This window comes from Burkholderia lata (genome assembly GCF_000012945.1).
GTDB classification, from domain to species: domain Bacteria; phylum Pseudomonadota; class Gammaproteobacteria; order Burkholderiales; family Burkholderiaceae; genus Burkholderia; species Burkholderia lata.
In genome coordinates this window covers 404,720-425,116 of the sequence record NC_007509.1, presented here as the reverse complement: position 1 = coordinate 425,116, position 20,397 = coordinate 404,720, and the positions used below count along the sequence as shown (strand labels likewise).

Here is a 20,397-nt window from a genome sequence, read left to right as displayed (position 1 = left end):
GATAAAACATTACATGTTGAAACGTCAATTTAATTGATATGAAAGATAATCGCGTTAATTGATTTAATTATTCGACGATTAAAATCGATTTTCGAAATAATTCAACCGGCGGACACGGCCCGTCTACATCCGGTCGCGCGACAACGCGCATGCCTCACTCCCCGGCGGACAGGATTCGGCGAGCCGCTTCCCCAAATGAAAAACGCGGGTGGCGAACCGCACCGGATGAACGACACCATCCGGCACGACTCACCACCCGCGTTGAAGACTTTCCAGCCTTCTGCTTACTTGCTGTAGTCGTACACCCCACGCCCCGTCTTCCGCCCGAGGCGCCCGGCCGTCACCATCTCGCGCAGCAGCGGGCATGCACGATACTTCGGATCGCCGAAGTCCTTCACGAACACGTCCATCACCGCGAGGCACACGTCGAGGCCCACGAGGTCGGCCAGCGCGAGCGGCCCGATCGGGTGGTTCGCGCCGAGCTTCATCCCCGCGTCGATCTCCTCGGCCGACGCGATGCCTTCAGCCAGCACGAAGAACGCCTCGTTGATCATCGGCACGAGAATCCGGTTCACGACGAAGCCCGGCGAATTGCGCACGCCGATCGGCGACTTGTCGAAACGCTCGGTCAGCTCACGCACCGCCGACGCGGTCGCGTCGCTCGTCTGCAGCCCGCGGATGATCTCGACGAGCGGCATCAACGGCACCGGGTTGAAGAAGTGCATGCCGACGAAGCGCGCCGGATCGGCGAGCGGCGCCGCGAGCGCGGTGATCGAGATCGACGACGTGTTGGTCGCGATGATCGCTTCGGCGCGCGCGACGGCCTCGATCTGCTTCAGGATGCGGCCCTTCAGCTCGACGTTCTCGGTCGCGGCTTCGATCACGATATCGGCCGCTGCAAGCTTCGCGTAGTCGGTCGACGTCGTGATGCGCGCCAGCGCCGCATCGCGCGTGGCTGCGTCAAGCTTGTCCTTCGACACGAGGCGGTCGAGGCTGCCCTTCAGCGTCGCGATGCCCTTCTCGAGCGCGGCGTCGCTGACGTCGATCATCACGACGTTGAGTCCCGCAACGGCGGCGGTCTGCGCAATGCCGTTGCCCATGGTTCCGGCGCCCACGACGCCGACAATTTCGATGGCCATGAAATTTCCTGTGTGTTCGGGTGCTGAGCGTTCGATTATCAGATGTTCTCGAAGATCGCAGCAATCCCCTGGCCGCCGCCGATACACATCGTCACGAGCGCGTAACGCCCGCCGATGCGCTTCAGTTCGTACAACGCCTTGACCGTGATCAGCGCGCCGGTCGCACCGATCGGGTGACCGAGCGAGATGCCCGAGCCGTTCGGGTTGACCTTCGCCGGATCGAGGCCGAGCTCCTGCGTGACCGCGCACGCCTGGGCCGCGAACGCCTCGTTCGCCTCGATCACGTCGAGATCGCTGATCTTCAGGCCCGCGCGTTCGAGCGCCTTCTGCGTGGCCGGCACCGGGCCGATGCCCATGTACGCCGGATCGACACCCGCGTGCGCATACGCGACGAGGCGGGCGAGCGGCTTCACGCCCTGCGCGCGCGCAGCGTCCGCGCTCATCATCAGCACGGCCGCGGCCGCATCGTTGATGCCCGACGCGTTGCCGGCCGTCACGGTGCCTTCTTCCTTCTTGAACACCGGACGCAGCTTCGTGAAATCGTCCGCGCTTGCGTCGTGACGCACGTGCTCGTCGCTGTCGAACGCAACCTCGCCCTTCTTCGTGCGGATCGAGATCGGCAGGATCTGGTCCTTGAAGCGCCCTTCCGCGATCGCGCGCGCCGCGCGACGATGCGATTCGAGCGCCAGCGCATCCTGCGCGTCGCGCGAGATGCCGTACTTCGCCGCGACGTTTTCTGCCGTCACGCCCATGTGGATCGTCTGGAACGGGTCGTGCAGCGCGCCGAGCATCATGTCGACGAGCTTGCCGTCACCCATGCGCTGGCCGAAGCGCGCGGCCGGCACGGTGTACGGTGCGCGGCTCATGCTTTCCGAGCCGCCGCCGATCGCGATGTCGGCGTCGCCGAGCATGATCGTCTGCGCGGCCGACACGATCGCCTGCAGGCCCGAACCGCACAGGCGGTTCACGGTCAGCGCGGGCGTGTGCTGCGCCACGCCGCCATTGATCGCCGCGACACGCGCGAGGTACATGTCCTTCGGCTCGGTGTTCACGACGTGGCCGAACACGACATGCCCGACTGCGTCGCCCGGCACGTTCGCGCGCGACAGCACTTCGGCGACCACCTTCGCACCGAGGTCGGTCGGCGAGAAATCCTTCAGGCTGCCGCCGAAATCACCGATCGCGGTACGGACACCGCTCACTACCACGACTTCTTTCGCTGCATTGCTCATCGTCTCACTCCGGTTCGTTCGCGCCCGCAGGCGCGGGGATGCGTTGCGTTACATGTTCGGGTAATTCGGGCCGCCGCCACCTTCCGGCGTGACCCACACGATGTTCTGCGTCGGGTCCTTGATGTCGCAGGTCTTGCAGTGCACGCAGTTCTGCGCGTTGATCACCAGGCGATCGCTGCCGTCGTCGTTCTTCACGAATTCATACACGGCCGCCGGGCAGAAGCGCCCCTCCGGCCCCGCGTACGTGCGCAGGTTCACGTTCACCGGCACGTTCGCATCCTTCAGTGTCAGGTGCGCCGGCTGGTTCTCCTCGTGGTTCGTGTTCGAGATGAACACCGACGACAGACGGTCGAACGTCAGCTTGCCGTCCGGCTTCGGATACTCGATCGGCTCGCATTGCGATGCCGGCTTCAGCATCTCGTGGTCCGCGTGCTTGTGATGCAGCGTCCACGGCACGTTGCCGCCCATCACCTTCTGTTCGAGCCCGACCATCAGCGTGCCGAGGTACAGCCCCTTGGCCATCCACTGCTTGAAGTTGCGCGCGCGGTACAGCTCCGTGTACAGCCACGACTGCTTGAAGGCGTCCGGGTACACGTTGAGCTCGTCGCTCTGGCGGCCGGCCTGCACCGCGTCGAACGCGGCGTCGGCGGCCAGCATGCCGGTCTTGATCGCCGCGTGGCTGCCCTTGATCCGCGATGCGTTCAGGAAGCCCGCGTCGTCGCCGATCAGCGCGCCGCCCGGGAACACCGTCTTCGGCAGCGACAGCAGCCCGCCCGCGGTGATTGCGCGCGCGCCGTACGACACGCGCTTGCCGCCTTCCAGGAACGCGCGGATCGACGGGTGCGTCTTGTAGCGCTGGAATTCCTCGAACGGCGACAGGTACGGGTTCGTGTAGCCGAGGCCCACCACGAAGCCGACCACGACCTGGTTGTTGTCCATGTGATACAGGAACGAGCCGCCGTACGTATCCGACTTCAGCGGCCAGCCGGCCGTGTGGATCACGAGGCCCGGCTTGTGCTTGGCCGGATCGATCTCCCACAGCTCCTTGATGCCGATCCCGTACGCCTGCGGATCCGCGTTCGCGTCGAGCTTGAACTTCGAGATCAGCTGGCGGCCGAGGTGGCCGCGGCAGCCTTCGGCGAACAGCGTGTACTTCGCGTGCAGCTCCATGCCGAGCTGGAAGTTCTCTGTCGGCTCGCCGTCCTTGCCCACGCCCATGTTGCCGGTTGCGACGCCTTTGACCGAGCCGTCGTCGTTGTACAGGATCTCGGCGGCGGGGAAGCCGGGGAAGATCTCGACGCCCAGCGCTTCGGCCTGCGCGCCAAGCCAGCGCGTGACGTTGCCCAGCGAAATCACGTAGTTGCCGTGGTTCTGGAAGTTGGCGGGCAGCGCCCAGTTCGGCGTGGTGACCGCGCCCTTCTCGGACAGGAACAGGAAGCGGTCTTCCGTCACCTCGACGTCGAGCGGCGCGCCGCGTTCCTTCCAGTCGGGGAACAGTTCGTTGATCGCGCGCGGGTCCATCACCGCGCCCGACAGGATGTGCGCGCCGATCTCGGAACCCTTCTCGAGCACGCACACGCCGATCTCGGTGCCTTTCTCGGCGGCCAGCTGCTTGAGCCGGATCGCCGCCGACAGCCCGGCGGGGCCGCCGCCGACGATCACGACGTCGTATTCCATCGATTCGCGCGGGCCGTATTGCGCGAGCAAGTCCTGTGTGGTCAAAATCCTGTCTCCTCCTGCGTCCGGACCGTCAGCCGGTCAGAACTGGTCTTCCGTCAACGCGAGCACGCCCTCGTTGCCCTTCGTGCCGACGATCGACGCTTCGAATGCGCCTGCCTGCACCAGCACGTGCTCCGCATAGCATTGCGCGATCGCGATCTTCGCATCGAAGAACGCCGGGTCGCTCGCGCGGTTCGCCTGGGCCGCCACCAGCGCGCGGCCCATCTGCCACCCGCACAGCACCACGCCCGCCAGCTTCAGATACGGCACGCTGCCCGCGAACACCGCGTTCGGGTCCTGCTTCACGTTCGCCACCACGTAATCGACCACCGACGACAGCGCCTTCGCGCCCTTCTCCAGTTGCGCCTTCACCGATGCGGCCGCCGCGCTGTCCAGCTTGCCCAGCGCCGCCACCGTCTCGCCGATCTCCGCGATCAGCGCCTTCGCCACCGCGCCGCCGTCGCGCATCGTCTTGCGGCCCACCAGGTCGTTCGCCTGGATCGCCGTCGTGCCTTCGTAGATCGCAAGGATACGTGCATCGCGGTAATACTGCGCTGCGCCCGTCTCCTCGATGAAGCCCATCCCGCCGTGTACCTGCACGCCCAGGCTCGCCACGTCGTTCACCATCTCCGTGCTCCAGCCCTTCACCACCGGTACCAGATACTCGTAGATTGCCTGATGACGCGCCCGCGTCGCCTCGTCCGAATGGCGGTGGGCAATGTCGCTGTGCGCGGCGGCCACGTAGGCCAGCGCCCGCGCGCCTTCGGTCAGCGCGCGCATCGTGCCGAGCATGCGGCGCACGTCCGGGTGATGGATGATCGTCACCGACTGCCTGGCCGAACCATCGACCGGGCGGCTCTGCACGCGTTCTTTCGCGAATTCCGCGGCCTTCTGGTACGCGCGATCGGCCACGCCGATCCCCTGCATGCCGACACCGAAGCGCGCCGCGTTCATCATGATGAACATGTATTCGAGGCCGCGGTTTTCCTCGCCAACCAGGTAGCCGATCGCGCCGCCGTGGTCACCGTATTGCAGCACCGCCGTCGGGCTCGCCTTGATCCCGAGCTTGTGCTCGATCGACACGCAGTGCACGTCGTTGCGCGCGCCCAGCGAGCCGTCTTCGTTGACCATGAACTTCGGCACGATGAACAGCGAGATGCCCTTCACGCCTTCCGGCGCGTTCGGCGTGCGCGCCAGCACCAGGTGGACGATGTTGTCCGCCATGTCGTGCTCGCCCCACGTGATGAAGATCTTCGTGCCGAACACCTTGTACGTGCCGTCGCCCTGCGGCTCGGCGCGCGAGCGCACCAGCGCGAGATCGGAGCCCGCCTGCGGCTCGGTCAGGTTCATCGTGCCGGTCCATTCGCCGGAGATCAGCTTCGGCACGTAGCGCTGCTTCTGCTCGTCGGTGCCGGCCGTCAGCAGCGCTTCGATCGCGCCGTCGGTCAGCAGCGGGCACAGCGCGAACGACAGGTTCGACGCGTTGAGCATCTCGATGCACGGCGTCGCGATCAGCTTCGGCAGCCCCTGGCCGTCGTATTCGGACGGATGCTGCAGCCCCTGCCAGCCGCCTTCGACGAACTGGCGGAACGCTTCGCCGAAGCCCGGCGTCGCGGTCACGACGCCGTCCTTCCAGCTGCTCGGGTTGCGGTCGCCTTCGACGTTCAGCGGGGCCAGCACCTCGCCGCAGAACTTCGCGGACTCGTCGAGCACGGCCTGCGCCGTGTCGTAACCGGCATCCTCGAAGCCCGGCAACTGCGCAACGGCGTCGATGCCGGCCAGTTCCTTCAGCACGAACAGCATGTCCTTGACGGGGGCGTTATAGCTCATGGTCGATGTTCCAATCAGACGGTGTATGAGGGGCGCTACGGGGCGAGAGGCGGGGAAACCGGCTCAGGCCCGGGCGACGACGTGAGGCATCGTAATGCCACGGCGGGCGATTCTTACTGTCATATCCGGCCCATGTGGTGACAAAATCGGCCACGGGATGGGGGGATGAGACGGGAATCGGCCGGCTGGATAGGGGTTTGGCCGGATCCGGGTTCGATCATTCAGACGAATCGGCGAGCAATCGCCGTGCCGCGCCGGGGCGATCGGCGCAGCCGGTCCGAACAGGCATTCCCGCGGATGCAGACCGACGAGCGCCCTGGCTCTGGAAACGGGTCACCCAGTTTGATGGGCTACCGCGGCCCATGAGAAAGTTCAAGGCCCTCGCCGGTTCAGCTAGCCGAGAACGCTCGATACGGTTTCAACAACTTCCTTGAGGAACACCTTGATCATCGGATGGTTACGCTCGCCGCGGCGATAAGCGACATAAATCTTGCGCCGCACCTCCGGTTTCAACTTGACCCACACCACGCCGGGCGGTGCCCGCAGCACCCGCAGCCCAGGGGCAACCGACACCGAGCAGCCGGATGCCACCATCGCCTCGACCATTTCGGATCCGCGACATTTGGCATTGATACGAGGCTCGAAGCCGGCGCGACGACACAAGTCGATGACGAAACCGCCGAAAGTACTCCACGTGGATTCCATCGCCCAGGTTTCGTGCCGGAGATCGGCGACACCAAGCGATGGCATGTTGCTCAATGGATGATCAGACGCGACCGCTACGTAAAGGACATCCTCCGCCAGCGGCACGACCTCGATGTTCTCCTGGTCATTGTCCGTCTTGATCGAAAGATCGTCGATCAGCGCGATGTCCGTTCGCCACGCCCGGAGTGCCGCGACCGCGTCAATGGGCTCCAGCTCTTCAAGTTCGATTTCCAGGCGTGGATACGCGGGCCGCAGCTTCTTGAGCACGTCAGGAAGTACCAGCGAAGCAATCGACGGAAACGCGGCGACGCGTAGCTCCCCCACCATCTCCCGCCGCAGCTCTGCCAATTCCGAGCGCGCCTCGTCCAGTACGACCATCACCCGTTCGGCGTGACCTGCCAATGCATGCCCCGCCGGCGTGAGCCTGACGCCACGGCCGACGCGCTCCGTCAGTTTGACACCCGCCTCCTCCTCCAGCTGCGAGATCTGCTGTGAAACGGCCGATGGCGTCAGGTGCAACGCTTCGGCGGCGGCCGCCATCGTCCCATACCTCGCCAGCTCCAGAAGTGCCTTCAGTCGCCCGACTTCCAACGCGTACCTCCACCAAGCTGATCATTAAAAATAGCTAATGCATTACTACAAAAACGATAAGTATACGTGGATGAAATTGCTACCTAAAGTAGCCAGCCACAGCAGAAAACACGGGCACGCAGTCGCTGCACTTCGCGTCCGCAGCGCATTGACGGGCAGAACCATCCACCTCGATCGCTCAGCTTGTCTGCTCTGGTTGTCATCCCACCCATTTTCATCGCGTGAAGAAAACGATGCGTGATTTCACTCTCAAGATCGCGGTACTTTTCGGCGGCGCCAGCGAAGAGCGCGACGTCTCCATTTCCAGCGCCGCTCAAGTGATCAAGGCACTGCGTAGCGCCGGTCACAGCGTGGTGGCAATAGACACCGCTCGAGGCCCGCTGTCACCGGAAGAAGATGCGCTTCTCCTGACCTCGCGGATCCATGACGCACCACCGCCGTCACGCGTGTCTACCCGTTCACCCTCGGCTGCCTTCGACCTGCTCCGCTGTCGCGAACTGACCGAAGCCGATGTCGCATTTCTCGCGCTGCACGGCGGTACCGGCGAGGACGGCACCATTCAGGCGATGCTCGACCTGGCGGGCGTGCCTTACACGGGAAGCGGACACATGGGCAGCGCAATTGCCATGAACAAGGACATGACAAAGCGCCTGTTCTCCTCCGTCGGCATCCGCACGCCGCGCTGGATGATGCTGCCATGCGATTTCGATGACATACCCCGTCGCGTCGGCTATCCGCTCATCGTCAAACCGAATCGGCAAGGCTCGACCGTTGGCCTGTCGCTGGTGCACACGCCCGACGAACTGGAAAGCGCAGTGCGCCTCGCTCGCCGGTTCGACACACAGGTGATGGTGGAGCAGTACATCGCGGGCCGAGAGCTGACTGTCGGCGTGCTGGGCGCGCAGGCACTGAGCGTCGGTGAAATCGTCATCGAGCCGGGGACGATTTTCGATTACCGGTCGAAGTATCAAGCGGGACATGTGCTTGAACAGTTTCCGGCCACGTTGCCGGCGGCCACACTCGAAGCAGCGCAACGAATCGCATTGCGCGCTCACGCCCTGCTGGAACTCGACGGCTACAGCCGCACGGACCTCAGGCTGGACGCGCAGGGCATTCTCTGGTGCCTCGAAGTGAACACGCTGCCGGGCATGACCGCCACGAGCCTGCTCCCGCAGTCCGCGGCTGCATCCGGTATCGCGTTTCCGCAACTCTGTGAGCAGATCTGTCTTGCGGGCATCAATCGCCATCAGGTGCACGCATGACTTTCAACGCGCCAACCTCTCTCGCGTACCCTGCGCGAGCGAACCTCCAGGGATTGTTCGGCTTCGATTCAATCCGGGTGCCGCGTTACCGTCTGCTCGATGGCGCAACGCCGATTCATCCCCTGCCGCGCCTGAGTGCCTATCTTGGCGGGGCGACCATTCATGTCAAGCGGGAGGACGTAGCGAGCGTGGGCGGCGGCGGCAACAAATTGCGGAAACTGGAGCTCCTGATTGGCGAGGCATTACAGTCAGGCGCCGACACGGTCATCACGGTTGGCGCGAGGCAATCGAATCACGCACGGCTGACCGCGGCTGCCGCAGCCCACGCGGGGATGCGATGCGAGGTTGTGCTCACACGCTCCGTGCCGCGCGACGACGCCGATTACATCGAAAGCGGCAACGTCCTGCTCGATAACCTGTTCAACGCTCGTGTGCACGATTTGCCGGCTTCGGCCGACGCGATGGCATACGCCATCGCACGTGCAGACGAACTGCGTGCTGCAGGCCACCGTGTCTATGTCTGCCCGTTCGGCGGATCAAGCCCGGTTGGCTGCCTCGCCTATGCTGCGTGCGCAGCCGAAATCGTCCAGCAGTCTCAGGCGCTAGGCACTCGCTTCGATCGCATCATCGTGCCCAACGGAAGTGGCGGCACACATGCCGGGCTGGTTGCCGGCTTCGCGGCACTCGGGACCGGGACGGTCGAAGTCGATGCCTACACCGTCTATGCCCCAGCCGCGGACGCGTATCGCGCCACGCTCGACAAGGCGCAGCAGACGGCCAACATCATCCATCCTGATACGGAAATCTCGCCCGATGCCGTTCGCGTCGACGCGTCGCAACTCGGCCCCGGTTACGGTATCCCCACGGACGCCATGCGCCGCGCCGTCCGGCTGCTGGCCTCGCAAGAAGGGCTATTGCTCGATCCGGTCTATAGCGGAAAGGCGTTTGCGGGGCTGATCGAAGGCGTTGCGTCAGGTCGTTACGCATCCGACCAAAGCATTCTCTTCGTCATGACCGGGGGATTGCCTGGCTTATTCGCGTACCGGCGCGAGTTTCAGATGGCTCTAGATGGCTGAGTGAGTCCCATCGGCCATCCAGATGCGGCATTTCAAGGCGAACGGAGGCCACCTGTCTCCCCCGCAGACTTGTTCGAAAGCATCGAATGTCTTCGTCACGTCGGTGGTACGTCTGAGCTCCTCGGCCACAACACAATGACATGACCATTCGAGTACGGTCATGCAGACCTGTAGACGCCATATCGGCGCGGGCTCGCGGCCACTCGAATATTTCGTTGAATTCGTTCGAAGAGAGGAACAGGCGATGAAATCACTCGGGCTTTGGCTGCGGCGCGCGGGTGCCGCGTTGGCTTTCCTGTTGGCTTTTCAGGCTCAATCGTATGCAGCGGCCCCCGTGGTCACGGAACATTCGCTGACGGTCAACGGTATCGGGCTTCACTACCTGGAGGCGGGCGCCGGGAACGGCACGCCCATCGTACTGTTGGCCGGCTATGGCGAGACGAGCCACATGTGGCTGCCGCTCATGCCCAAGCTGGCCGTGAATCACGTCGTGATCGCACCGGATCTGCCGGGCGCCGGCGCGTCGGACATCCCGGCGGGCGGCTACGACAAGAAAACGATGGCCCAGGACATTCACGCGCTGGTGAAGGCGCTCGGCTATCGCGACGTCGAGGTCGTGGGACACGACATCGGCCTCATGGTGGCGTACGCGTACGCCGCCCAGTATCGGGACGAAACCAGGCGCCTTGTGCTGATGGAGTCGTTCCTGCCGGGTGTCGGAAACTGGCAGTCATACTATTACTCGCCCGCGAAGTGGCATTTCGCGTTTTATGGCGAAACGCCGCTGAAGCTCGTGCAGGGGCGCGAGCGAATTTACCTCGACCATTTCTGGAACGACTTTGCGGCTAATCCCGAGCATTCAGTGTCGGAGGTGGACCGCGCGCTCTATACAAGCATCTATGCGCAGCCGGGCCGCATGCGTGCGGGCTTCGAATGGTTCCACGCTTTTCCGCAGGATATCCAGGATTTCCAGCAGTTCGCTAGGACGCCATTGCAGATGCCGGTTCTCGTCCTGACCGGACAGAAGGCCGCCGGTCGTTTCACGATCGATCAGGCTCGCGTGGCGGCGGTGAACGTGCAGGGGGAAGTGATTGAAGGGGTGGGCCATTGGCTGATGTCCGAAGCGCCCGATCGAACGATGGGGGCGCTGGTTACTTTTCTTAATGCGGGTGAGTCGCGATGAGCATGACCGCCTGCTTGATGCGGCATGTCCGGCAAGCGTTAGGTGAACGCGCGATTCGATCCTCAAGGCTGTCGTGAAAAATGTCGATCTGAGCAAGTAGCCGATGCGAAATGGACGGCTTCGATTTTGGACACCGGCACCAACGTCACGGAAGGTGCCGCCCGAAATCGTGCGGCGAAAGGCTCTGAAATGTCTGCTTCCGCCGTTCACTACCGGCAGTTGTCGGCCAGAAGCGGGCTTCCAACAGTTGGGGCTAGATCGTTGACACCAGGGCTCCACGGACGCATGCTCCACCCCAATCGCCCGCGATGTTCCGGTGAGAACCATCCGCGTTGCGATGCGACTGATCCTGCGAATCGGAGGTGGCAATGGCAAAAGGTCGGAAGCTGGTCTCCCAACGACGCACTGCGATACAGGCGGGATTATGGGTGCCGCTTTATTTTGCGCTCGTACCTTGGGCGTCGCTCGCGTCCCCTCGGCAAGACCTTGAAGTACTGGGAAAGAGATTTCGCTTTGAAATCGACAAGGCGTATCAGAAGGTCCCCAAAAGCGGCTCGATCGAAGAGATAGAGAAAGCCGGGGACATTACTTGGCTCGCAGTTCGCTACATTCCGCTCGGAAGTTCATTTGACGACGCCGAAGTTATTCTTCGCGCCGCTGGATTTGCAGTCGGAGCACGGCCGGGACCAAACCAGCCGGGGAATCTACCGCATAGATATGATGTTGTTGCGCGGATAGAGCAGTACCGTACAAGCTTGCTTTCCTCGCGCACCGACGTGTCCGTATTTCTTTCGCCCAAAGCTCCCGGCGATTTTCAAGATGGTGTTTCGGCAGTTTTCGCATCGTTTACGACGAGTTATTTGTAGCGAAATTCCACGCATCCAGGTCGCGACGTACTGTTCAATAGTTGGTTGTACATGCGCGAGTACGAGATTGAGGTAGCGTTCGCCGGCATGTCGTTGGGTCGCGTGCTCATATGACATGGAAAAGTTGCTTTGGCGAGCCATTCACGACGGCAAGCGGATGACCGCTCCGGGTCGGCAGTTCCCCCTACTTCATCGCCACCAACGGCCCGACAAACGCCTCGAAGTGCGGCAACCAGATCGGTATCGCCTCCTTGACCGAGAACATCCCGTGGCCGTTGCTGCCAAACGCCGGCTCAACAATCATCTGCCCGCGCCCACCCGCCCCCTGAAACGCGGCAAACCACGTCGCCACCACCTCCGGCGCGAAATACTTGTCGTTCTGCACGTAATGCCAGAGCACCGGCACGCGCGTCGTACTCGCGAAATGCCCGATCGTGTCGGCCATCTGCTTCGGATCGCACGGCATGCCGGGATGAGTCGTCGGGTTCCCCCCACGCCCACCCGAGAAGTTCACCACCGCAACCACCCCCTGCGGCGCATAGCTCGCCGCCGCCAGCGAAGCAAACCCACCCGCCGATTGCCCGACCAGCACAATGCGGTTTCGATCCACCTGCGGCAACGTCTGCGCATACCGCACGGCCGCGAGCACATCGCGCGCGGCCTGCTGGCCCGCAGCGAGGTAATCGGGATGCCGGCACGAACCCGCATCCTCTTCATCGACCCCGCCCGTCGCCCCGTACCCGCGGCGAATCGGCACGATGACCGCGAAACCGAGTTGCACGAACGTCCGGATCTGCGGCAATGCGCGGTAGCGGCGCACCTTCGGCCGGTCGCGCGGATCGGGCGGGCTGCCGTGGCTCAGCACGATCAATGGAAAGGGCCCGGGGCCGTCCGGCATGTAGGTAGTGGCAACGATGTCGCGTGTGCTCGCCCCTTCGTCGACCGGGACCTTGACGACGGTTTCATGCAGATCCGGCGCGATGGACGTGTCGCCGACCGCCGTCGCCGCGCAGCCGACGACGGAAGCGATCAACGCGCCCGAGATCAACACCCGGCACAAGAGGATGGCTATCTGCTTTCGACGAACGACGATGCTCATGGGCGATCACTCCACGAAACCCAAGCCGACGGTCCACGCTGCCGCGACGCATACGGCGAAGGCGTCAGTGTATCTGGGCGGCGCCGCCGGTGGGACAACCGCACGCGCACAGCCCGCCCGCACCGGCATCGCGATCGTCACCCGCGATCACCACCGGTAACTGACATCCCCCGTCACCATCAACCGCGTGCCATAGAAACACCCCCCCGCCGAAAAACACGACGACACATAAGTCCGGTCGAACAGGTTGTTCACGTGCGCCGCCACGCGCCACCCCTTCCACGCGGGCCGTTCAACGCCAAGGTCATACGACAGCCCGAGGTCGAACAGCACGACAGCCGGCACATCGAACGTATTGACGTTGTCGCCCGCGCTGCGCCCGACATAACGCACACCACCACCCACCCTCAACCCGCGCAACCCCGGCCGCTCAACCGCATAGTCCAGCCACAGCGACGCGAGATGGCGCGGCACCGCCGCCACGCGCTTGCCGACGACGGTCGGATCCGTATCGGCCTGCACCGTCGTATCGAGATACGTGTAGGCAGCAATCACATCCAGTTGCTTCCACACGCGCGTACGCCCTTCCAGCTCGATCCCGCGTGATCGCACCTCCCCGGTCTGCACGCTGAAAAACGGATGCTCCGGATCGGCAGTCAACACATTGCGCTGGCGAATATCGAACGCCGCGATCGACGCGTTCTGCAGCCGATCCAGCGACTGATAGCGCAGACCGACCTCGAACTGCTTCGCCTTCGTCGGCGTGAACGGCTGACCATCGAAGCGCGTGCCGAGCGCCGGCTCGAATGAGGTCGAATAGCTCATGTACGGCGCGAAGCCGCTATCGAACAGATAAACCGCCCCCGCGCGCCCCGTGAACGCTCGCGTACTCTGCCGCACACTCGCGGACCGCAGCAGGTCATCGGTCGTCGTGCGCGACCACTCCTCACGACCGCCGAGCGTAAAGACCCACCGGTCCCAACGCACCTGATCCTGCAGATAGACGCCGATCCGGTCAGGCGTCTGGCGCGTCTGCTGCGCGACCGGCGGCACGGTAAACGGCTGCCCGTAAGCGGGCGCACGCGTATCGAGCGGCGGCGCCGCGCCGAAGCCCGACCCGACGAGATTCGCCACCGCATGCTCATACGACAGGCCGGCCAGCACCGTATGCTCGACCGGCCCTGTCATCACGCGCATCTCGGCCTGGTTGTCGAGCGCGAGATGGTTCACGTGCTCACGCGACCAGGACAACGAACGGTTCAGCACGCCCGGCGACAGATAAGGCGCGATGAAATTCACGGCCGCGCCGGCGAAGTCGACATCGAGGTGCGTATAGCGCACGTTCTGCCGGACCTTCCACGTCGAGTTGAAACGATGCTCGAACGCGTAGCCGATCATTGCCTGCGTGCGGTCGTACGTATCGAATCCAGGCAGCCCCGGAAAGAAGTGCGTCGGAATCCGCCGTCCCGAATCCGGCCAAAGCGTACCGAGGGCCGGCAGCCAGCCCGCGAAGTTGTTGTGCGGATCGCGCTGGAACGAACCCAGCAGCGTGAAACTCGTATCGGCATTCGGCTGCCACGTCAGCGACGGCGCGACGACGATCCGCTGCTGCCGCGAATAATCGATCTGCTCGTCCGCGCGGCGCGCGAGACCGTCGATCCGGTAGCGCCACGTGCCGTCCTTCGTCACCGGTCCGCTGAAATCGAACGCAAGCTGCCCGCGATCGCGGTTGCCGGTCTGCACGGCGAGCAGGTGCTGCGCATCGCGCGTCGGCCGCTTGCTGACCATGTCGACGATGCCGCCGGGGCTCGCCTGCCCGTACAGCACCGACGCCGGGCCGCGCAACACGTCGATGCGTTCGAGCGTCCACGGATCGACGACGCTCGCGGCCCAGTTCACGCCTTTCGGCAACGGCAGGCCGTCGAGCATCTGCGGATTGATCGCCGCTGCCGCAAAGCCGCCGAAGCCACGCAGGAACACGCTCTCGAGCACGCCGCCGGGGCGCGAGTCCGCGTAGGCACCGGGCGTGTAGCGCAGGCTGTCGCCGACGCTGTGCACGTCCTGCCGGTCCATCTGTTCGCGCGTGACGACTGACAGGCCCTGCGGCACCTCGACGATCGCCGTGTCGGTCTTGGTGCCCGCGCGCGACACGTCGGCCGCGATGCCTTGTACGGGGCCGACACCCGTCTCGCGTCGCCCATCGACGACGATCGGCGCGAGCAGCGACGCATCCGCCGCGGGCTCGCCCGCGTCCGGCGCATCCTGCGCCGCAACAGCAACCGGCATCGCGGTCGCACAGGCCAGTGCGGCCGCCCAGCTCGGCACGCGCCGCAACGCCGCGCGCGGCAACGGAAATCCTGGCCGCGCACGGCGGCCGGTGTGTGATCGATTCATCTCGGGTTATCCGGAAAGCGGAGACGGACGTCGGCGGATACGCCGCGCCCTTGAGTAGGGAGACGGGCCGCTCATGCAACGGCGACCTCGACTGAACAGCGAATGGGAATCATTTACGCCGACGCGGCGCGGGTAAATGCCGGTGAACGCAATCGACGAATGTGCGGCACGCATCCATCTGCCGCAGATTTATTCGTCTGACGTTAACAAAATGTCACGTTTGAATATCGTTATCCTGAACGACCAAACGAATGATCGGATGATAGGATAGCGACACCCTCTAGCTTCAAGCGAAACACGCAATGTCAAGCCTGCCCCCGGCCACCCGACACTCGCTCGTCGATTCGGCGATCGAGATCCTCAAATCCAATATCACTTCCGGCATCTGGCGCGTCGGTCAGCGCATTCCGACCGAGCTCGATCTCGCGAAGCAGCTCGAGGTCGGGCGCAACACGGTGCGCGAAGCGGTTCGCACGCTCGCGTATTCCGGCGTGCTCGAAGTGCGCCAGGGCGACGGCACCTATGTGCGCCGCAATGTCGATCCGGCGGAGACGATGCGCGACGTCGATCGTGCCGCGCGCAGCGACCATCTCGAACTGCAGTGCATGCTCGAAACGGAATGCGCGCGCTACGCGGCACGCCGGCGCACCGACGAGGATCTCGCGACACTGCGCAAGCTGCTGAAGGCACGTGGCGAGCGCGAAGCGTCGCGCGACGTGAAGAAGTTCGTCGAGCGCGACCGCGCGTTTCACATCGCCGTGGCCGCCGCATCGCACAATCACGCGCTGGAAGCGCTGTATCGCTACTTCTCGGGCTCGATCCTCGCGAACGTCGAGGACATCCTCGTCGAACTCGACGAGGCCGAGATTCCCGAGCCGGACATGCGGTCGCACCAGGACGTGCTCGACGCGATCGAACAGCGCGACGAGAACAAGGCGGTTCGCGCGACGCTCGCGATCCTCAAGCCGCAGATGACCTGGCTCGAAACCCGCGAGACGCCGGCCGCCTGACGCGCCCGGCCCGCCGGGTACACACTAGGCGGCGACGGCCTCGATCACGTCGATCTGCCCGTCAGGTGCCGGGCGGACCCCGGCGGGCCGCCAGCCGGCGGCAACGAGCAGCGCGTCGTATTCGTCCCGCGTGCGTTCGCGGCCACTGCCCCAGCACATCATGTGGATGTCGTAGAGCTTCGAGAAATGCGCGACGCCCGGCGCCGGCACGACCCGTTCGATCACGAACACACGCGCGCCGTCCCGCGCGCTTTCGCGCGCCCGCTTGAGAATCGCCACGCACTCGTCGTCGTTCCAGTCGTGCAGGATCAGCTTCAGCAGGTAGACGTCGGCCGCCGGCACCGCGTCGAACATGTTGCCGCCCGCCTTGCTGCAACGTGCGCTCACGCCCATCCGCTGCGCCCAGTCATCGGCGTCGCCATCGATCACTTCGGGCAGGTCGAACACGACGCCGGTCAGTGACTGGAACCGTCGCAACACGCTGCAGAGCATGTGCCCCTGGCCGCCGCCGATGTCGCACGCATGCGTGCCCGGCGCGAACGTGACGTCGCGCAGCGCATCGACGACCTGCTCCGACTGCACGGTAGAAAAGCTCGACATCGCACGCTTGAAATCGGTCCGGTAGCGTTCGTGGTCCTTCGCATAGTCGAACGCCATCGCGCCGAACTCGCGAACGAAGCCGTTCTGCTGCCCCTCGCGCACCATGTCGGGCAGGTGCGCCCAGATCGCGTAGTGCTCGGGCCCCTCCTGCAGCAGCACGAAATCGCGCAGCGTGCTCGGGGCGTCCGCATGCAGCAGCGCCCCCGACGCGGTGGCCCGGAAGCCGCGGCGCGTGTCCTCGTCGAGCAGGCCGAGCGAGGCAAGCGCGCGCAGCAGCCGGTACAGCAGCGGCTCGTCGACGTCGAGCTTCGCCGCGAGCGCGGCCGACGACGCCGGCGTGTCGGTCGTCACCGCATCGAACACGCCGAGCCGCGTGCCCGCATACAGGATCCGGCTGCGCCACCGTCCGAACAGCGTATCCAGCACCTGTTTTGCCGCATTTTCCATAAAGCACTCCTGAACATGAACCGACCGCGCCGGCACGTGACGCACCGGGCGATCGCATCGTCAATGAAGCATGCGGATCACTGCTCGTGCAGGAATTCCGTGATCGGGTAGCCGACGTGGCGCTGCGCATCGAGCGTGTAGCCGAGGATGCGGTCGCCGCGCTTGAGCTCCGTGATGTTGTGCACGCTGCCCTTCGGCCCGAGCACGCGCACGTGCCAGTCGTCCTGCGCGATGATGTTGATCGCGCGATTGGCGGCATTCTTCGCTTCGATCAGCAGCAGCGGCCGCGTCTCGACTTTCGCGCGCCCGACCACGACGCGGCGTGCCTTGCCCTGCACGTTGACGGCGAGGATCTCCGCGCCCGATTCAAGCTCGGCGAGATAGCGCGTGCGGTTGTCCGGCGCGACGACGTACGAATGAAGCGCGGCCGCGTTCACGCGGAACGGGCGGGTCGGCATGTACGGCAGCGGGTGCGTCTCGCTGCTGATGAGGATCATGCCGGTCGAATACGAGCCGACGAGGATGCCCTCGTCCTGTTCGAAACGCGAGCAGGTATCGACGCACACGCGTTCGCCCGGCCCGAGGTGCGTGAGTCCGACGATCTCGATTTCCTCGAGCTGCAGATCCTCGACCGTGTCGCTGCAGATCGACACGAGCTGCGTGGCCTGCCCGACCTGCGTCGGCGAGACCAGCACGCCTTCGGGGCCGCGCTGCAGTACGTTCAGCGTGACCTCCGCATCCTCCAGGTCGGCCACGACGGTGATCAGCTCGCCCGACGCCTGATCGGCGGCGGCCAGCAGGATCTCGAGCGGGATCTTGCTCGGGTCCTGCAGGAATTCGACGAGCAGCCACGGCGTCGTGGTCGACAGCTCGCATGCGCGCGTGAGCGTCGCCTCGCCCGTCACCTCGATGAACACGCCGATCTCAACGCCGTCCGGCACCGCGAAATCGACCGGCAGGCCATCCTTCACGAGGATGATCTGCACCTGCTCCAGCAGCGCGGCATCGGCCGGCTGCCGATCGACGACCGCGACCTTGCACGCGCTCGGCGGCAACCGCCCGGCCTGCTCCGCATCCTTCACGACGAATGCGGACACGCCGACATGCAACGCTTCCTCGGTGATCTCGTCCGCGAGCTCACCGATGTTGCGCAGGTCAATCCAGGAAAGCTTCTTCAAGGCCAATCTCCTTCGAAGGGGATAACGCAGGTTGAGTGACAGGATGAAACTAGCGGCTGACGGAAACGACCGAACGCGACGCGGCGGCCCTCATCCGGCAATCCACCCAGCCGGCGCCCGGTTCGTAGCCGGCAAGCCGGATACCGGGCGCGACATCGGCAAGACCGACGCGCGCGCCGTCGTCGGTCCGGAAACGCACTGCGCGGTCGCCGCGCATCACGACGCGCGTGTTCGCGCCGGAGGCGCTGCGCGTGTGCAGCGCAACGAGCGGCGCGGATTCGATCCGCACGCGGCCGACCACGATCGCGCGCGTGTCGCCCGCCGCACCGACCGTCAGGATCCGCTCGCCCGAACGCAGCAGCGAAAGCTGGCGCGCGCGGTCGCCGCCGCAGAACACGAACGATTCGGCCGAGCCCGCATCGATGCCGAACGTGAGCGGCCGGCCCGGCGGATGCGCGGCGCCGGCCGCGACGACGAGCAGCATGCTGGTCGCGCTCGCGCCGGCCAGCACGCACTCTTCGCCGTCCAGCTGCGAACAGCCGTCGATCACCGCATGCAGCCCGACGCCGAGCGGCTCGACGCGCTGCACCTCGAATGTTTTCAGCTTCAGCGGCTCGCGTGCGCGCAGCTCGCCGCACGCGGCCAGCACGCTGCGCAACGCGACCGCATCGCGCGGTGCGAACGCGATGTCGACCGGCGACTGCGCATGCTTGCGCACGAGGTAGGCCGCGCCGTGCGGATCGGCCAGCGACACGACGATGCGGCACGCAGCATCGCCGGCATCCGCGAGCAGGCGCTCGAGCGGCACCGTGGTCGCGAGCGCATAGTCGATCAGCACGAGCGCGTGCCGCGCGATTGCAGTGCGCGCGGCGTCGAAATCCGCCGCGCCGTCGATCCTCACGCGAACGCCTGCGAGCGGCGCATGCGCGTCGTCGACCAGTGTCGCGACGCCCGCCGTCGAAACGGCCAGTTGCGCTGCCGCGCCGGCCGCGAAGGTGTCGCGATCGGCCTCGGCCACGACGACACGGCCCACACCGGCCCTCGCCGCGTCGGCCGCGACGGCGCCTGCCTGCGCGCCGAGCGCGCGCAGGTCGATCCACGGATAGCGATGCATGGAAACCCTCGATGGTCGGAAATAACCGGGCACGGCGGCCCGGCGCGCCGGCTCAGGCGGCCAGGTGCGCGGCACGCCGCTCGACGCCGTGCACGGCATCGGACAGGCGGCGGATCAGCGGTGCGGCCTTCGGCGCGGCGAACACGTTGCGGCCGGCTGCAATGCCGAGCGCACCTGCATTCATCACGCGCGACGTGAACGCGACGAACTCGTCTTCCGGCAGCTTCGCGCCGCCCGCGACCAGCACCGGCAGCGACGAGCCGGCGATGATGTCGGCCATGCTCGCGGCATCGCCGCTGTACGGCAGCTTGACGATGTCGGCGCCGAGATCCGCCGCGACGTTCGCCGCGTGGGCAATCAGTTCGGTCTGCGGACGATCGCCGAGGCCCGGGCCGCGCGGATAGATCATCGCGAGCAGCGGCAGCGACCAGCGCGCACACTCGGTCGCGATGCGGCTCAGGTCGAGCAGTTGCTGGCTTTCCGTCTTCGAGCCGAGATTCACGTGCACGCTGACCGCGTCCGCGCCGCATGCCAGCGCATCCTCGACGCTCGCGAACAGCGTCTTCGCGTTCACGTCCTCCGCGTAGCGCGTGCAGCCGTTCAGGTGCACGACGAGCGCGAGATCGTTCAGCACGTCGGGCGACAGGAAGCGCGCGCGGCCGCGATGCACGACGATCGCATCGCCGCCATGCACGGCGATGTCGCCAACCAGTTGCCGCAACTGCTGCGGATGGGCGATGGGCCCGTCCGCGAGCGAATGATCGAGCGGCACCATCAGGCACTTGCCCGACGCGGCACGCACCACCCGCCGCATCCTGAGCGCCTTGCCAGAAACCGATAGAAGAGCGTTCATCCTTGATTCCTCGCCAGAAATGGAGAGGCCGGCCCGTGCGACTTCAGCCTGCCCCCGGGGTGCCCGCTTGCGGGCGGAACTGGAGCAACAACCGAGCAA

General features: G+C 65.1%; 16 protein-coding genes. 5 read left to right on the top strand and 11 right to left on the bottom strand.

Annotation, left to right across the window (positions count from 1 at the left end; all coding sequences use genetic code 11):
* Positions 1-284: 284 nt before the first annotated feature.
* From BCEP18194_RS01725 to BCEP18194_RS01705, 5 genes are all read right to left on the bottom strand, one after another.
* A complete protein-coding gene (locus BCEP18194_RS01725) occupies positions 285-1,139 on the bottom strand; it encodes a 3-hydroxybutyryl-CoA dehydrogenase (protein ID WP_011349565.1) in 855 nt (284 codons plus the stop codon).
* A gap of 38 nt (positions 1,140-1,177) precedes the next feature.
* Complete coding sequence (bktB, locus tag BCEP18194_RS01720; protein ID WP_011349564.1) at positions 1,178-2,371, bottom strand: beta-ketothiolase BktB; 1,194 nt, start codon at positions 2,369-2,371, stop codon at positions 1,178-1,180.
* A gap of 48 nt (positions 2,372-2,419) precedes the next feature.
* Positions 2,420-4,048, bottom strand: a complete 1,629-nt coding sequence (locus BCEP18194_RS01715; protein WP_425266311.1) for an electron transfer flavoprotein-ubiquinone oxidoreductase — start codon at positions 4,046-4,048, stop codon at positions 2,420-2,422.
* 81 nt (positions 4,049-4,129) lie between these two features.
* Positions 4,130-5,920: an acyl-CoA dehydrogenase gene (locus BCEP18194_RS01710; protein ID WP_011349562.1), complete on the bottom strand. Its 1,791-nt coding sequence runs from the start codon at positions 5,918-5,920 to the stop codon at positions 4,130-4,132.
* A 393-nt stretch (positions 5,921-6,313) separates the two neighbouring features.
* Positions 6,314-7,216, bottom strand: a complete 903-nt coding sequence (locus BCEP18194_RS01705; protein ID WP_041492426.1) for a LysR family transcriptional regulator — start codon at positions 7,214-7,216, stop codon at positions 6,314-6,316.
* A gap of 233 nt (positions 7,217-7,449) precedes the next feature.
* Between BCEP18194_RS01705 and BCEP18194_RS01700 the strand changes: the two genes are divergently transcribed.
* The 4 genes from BCEP18194_RS01700 to BCEP18194_RS40970 all read left to right on the top strand — a co-directional run bounded on the left by BCEP18194_RS01700 (position 7,450) and on the right by BCEP18194_RS40970 (position 11,603).
* A complete protein-coding gene (locus BCEP18194_RS01700; RefSeq protein ID WP_011349560.1) occupies positions 7,450-8,478 on the top strand; it encodes a D-alanine--D-alanine ligase family protein in 1,029 nt (342 codons plus the stop codon).
* Positions 8,475-9,554: a D-cysteine desulfhydrase family protein gene (locus tag BCEP18194_RS01695; RefSeq protein ID WP_011349559.1), complete on the top strand. Its 1,080-nt coding sequence runs from the start codon at positions 8,475-8,477 to the stop codon at positions 9,552-9,554. The genes BCEP18194_RS01700 and BCEP18194_RS01695 overlap by 4 nt, the downstream gene beginning before the upstream one ends.
* 160 nt (positions 9,555-9,714) lie before the next feature.
* Positions 9,715-10,737, top strand: a complete 1,023-nt coding sequence (locus BCEP18194_RS01690; protein WP_244272843.1) for an alpha/beta fold hydrolase — start codon at positions 9,715-9,717, stop codon at positions 10,735-10,737.
* Between the two features lie 368 nt (positions 10,738-11,105).
* A complete protein-coding gene (locus BCEP18194_RS40970; protein ID WP_157687092.1) occupies positions 11,106-11,603 on the top strand; it encodes a hypothetical protein in 498 nt (165 codons plus the stop codon).
* A gap of 184 nt (positions 11,604-11,787) precedes the next feature.
* Here BCEP18194_RS40970 and BCEP18194_RS01685 read toward each other — a convergent pair whose 3' ends face one another.
* On the bottom strand, positions 11,788-12,702 hold the full coding sequence (locus tag BCEP18194_RS01685) for an alpha/beta hydrolase family protein (RefSeq protein WP_011349557.1): 915 nt from the start codon (positions 12,700-12,702) through the stop codon (positions 11,788-11,790).
* Positions 12,703-12,849: 147 nt separating this feature from the next.
* Positions 12,850-15,096: a TonB-dependent siderophore receptor gene (locus tag BCEP18194_RS01680; RefSeq protein WP_011349556.1), complete on the bottom strand. Its 2,247-nt coding sequence runs from the start codon at positions 15,094-15,096 to the stop codon at positions 12,850-12,852.
* Positions 15,097-15,398: 302 nt separating this feature from the next.
* On the opposite strand from BCEP18194_RS01680, the gene BCEP18194_RS01675 reads away from it, so the two are divergent.
* Entirely contained in the window at positions 15,399-16,106 is a 708-nt protein-coding gene (locus BCEP18194_RS01675; RefSeq protein ID WP_011349555.1) for a FadR/GntR family transcriptional regulator, read from the top strand.
* Between the two features lie 24 nt (positions 16,107-16,130).
* Here BCEP18194_RS01675 and BCEP18194_RS01670 read toward each other — a convergent pair whose 3' ends face one another.
* From BCEP18194_RS01670 to BCEP18194_RS01655, 4 genes are all read right to left on the bottom strand, one after another.
* Positions 16,131-17,153, bottom strand: a complete 1,023-nt coding sequence (locus tag BCEP18194_RS01670) for a methyltransferase (protein ID WP_011349554.1) — start codon at positions 17,151-17,153, stop codon at positions 16,131-16,133.
* A gap of 77 nt (positions 17,154-17,230) precedes the next feature.
* Positions 17,231-18,331: a 3-dehydroquinate synthase II family protein gene (locus tag BCEP18194_RS01665; RefSeq protein WP_011349553.1), complete on the bottom strand. Its 1,101-nt coding sequence runs from the start codon at positions 18,329-18,331 to the stop codon at positions 17,231-17,233.
* A gap of 49 nt (positions 18,332-18,380) precedes the next feature.
* Positions 18,381-19,445, bottom strand: a complete 1,065-nt coding sequence (locus tag BCEP18194_RS01660; protein WP_011349552.1) for a 3-dehydroquinate synthase II family protein — start codon at positions 19,443-19,445, stop codon at positions 18,381-18,383.
* A gap of 52 nt (positions 19,446-19,497) precedes the next feature.
* A complete protein-coding gene (locus BCEP18194_RS01655) occupies positions 19,498-20,298 on the bottom strand; it encodes a class I fructose-bisphosphate aldolase family protein (protein WP_011349551.1) in 801 nt (266 codons plus the stop codon).
* Between the last annotated feature and the right edge of the window lie 99 nt (positions 20,299-20,397).

What these genes read in the sequence shown, in the direction of transcription:
- BCEP18194_RS01660 (WP_011349552.1), bottom strand. Translation starts at nt 19,445, where the DNA reads ATGCATCGCTATCCGTGGATCGACCTGCGCGCGCTCGGCGCGCAGGCA.
- BCEP18194_RS01675 (WP_011349555.1), top strand. Translation starts at nt 15,399, where the DNA reads ATGTCAAGCCTGCCCCCGGCCACCCGACACTCGCTCGTCGATTCGGCG.
- BCEP18194_RS01680 (WP_011349556.1), bottom strand. Translation starts at nt 15,096, where the DNA reads ATGAATCGATCACACACCGGCCGCCGTGCGCGGCCAGGATTTCCGTTG.
- BCEP18194_RS01655 (WP_011349551.1), bottom strand. Translation starts at nt 20,298, where the DNA reads ATGAACGCTCTTCTATCGGTTTCTGGCAAGGCGCTCAGGATGCGGCGG.
- BCEP18194_RS01710 (WP_011349562.1), bottom strand. Translation starts at nt 5,920, where the DNA reads ATGAGCTATAACGCCCCCGTCAAGGACATGCTGTTCGTGCTGAAGGAA.
- BCEP18194_RS01690 (WP_244272843.1), top strand. Translation starts at nt 9,715, where the DNA reads ATGCAGACCTGTAGACGCCATATCGGCGCGGGCTCGCGGCCACTCGAA.
- BCEP18194_RS01715 (WP_425266311.1), bottom strand. Translation starts at nt 4,048, where the DNA reads ATGGAATACGACGTCGTGATCGTCGGCGGCGGCCCCGCCGGGCTGTCG.
- BCEP18194_RS01695 (WP_011349559.1), top strand. Translation starts at nt 8,475, where the DNA reads ATGACTTTCAACGCGCCAACCTCTCTCGCGTACCCTGCGCGAGCGAAC.
- BCEP18194_RS01670 (WP_011349554.1), bottom strand. Translation starts at nt 17,153, where the DNA reads ATGGAAAATGCGGCAAAACAGGTGCTGGATACGCTGTTCGGACGGTGG.
- bktB (WP_011349564.1), bottom strand. Translation starts at nt 2,371, where the DNA reads ATGAGCAATGCAGCGAAAGAAGTCGTGGTAGTGAGCGGTGTCCGTACC.
- BCEP18194_RS01685 (WP_011349557.1), bottom strand. Translation starts at nt 12,702, where the DNA reads ATGAGCATCGTCGTTCGTCGAAAGCAGATAGCCATCCTCTTGTGCCGG.
- BCEP18194_RS40970 (WP_157687092.1), top strand. Translation starts at nt 11,106, where the DNA reads ATGGCAAAAGGTCGGAAGCTGGTCTCCCAACGACGCACTGCGATACAG.
- BCEP18194_RS01725 (WP_011349565.1), bottom strand. Translation starts at nt 1,139, where the DNA reads ATGGCCATCGAAATTGTCGGCGTCGTGGGCGCCGGAACCATGGGCAAC.
- BCEP18194_RS01700 (WP_011349560.1), top strand. Translation starts at nt 7,450, where the DNA reads ATGCGTGATTTCACTCTCAAGATCGCGGTACTTTTCGGCGGCGCCAGC.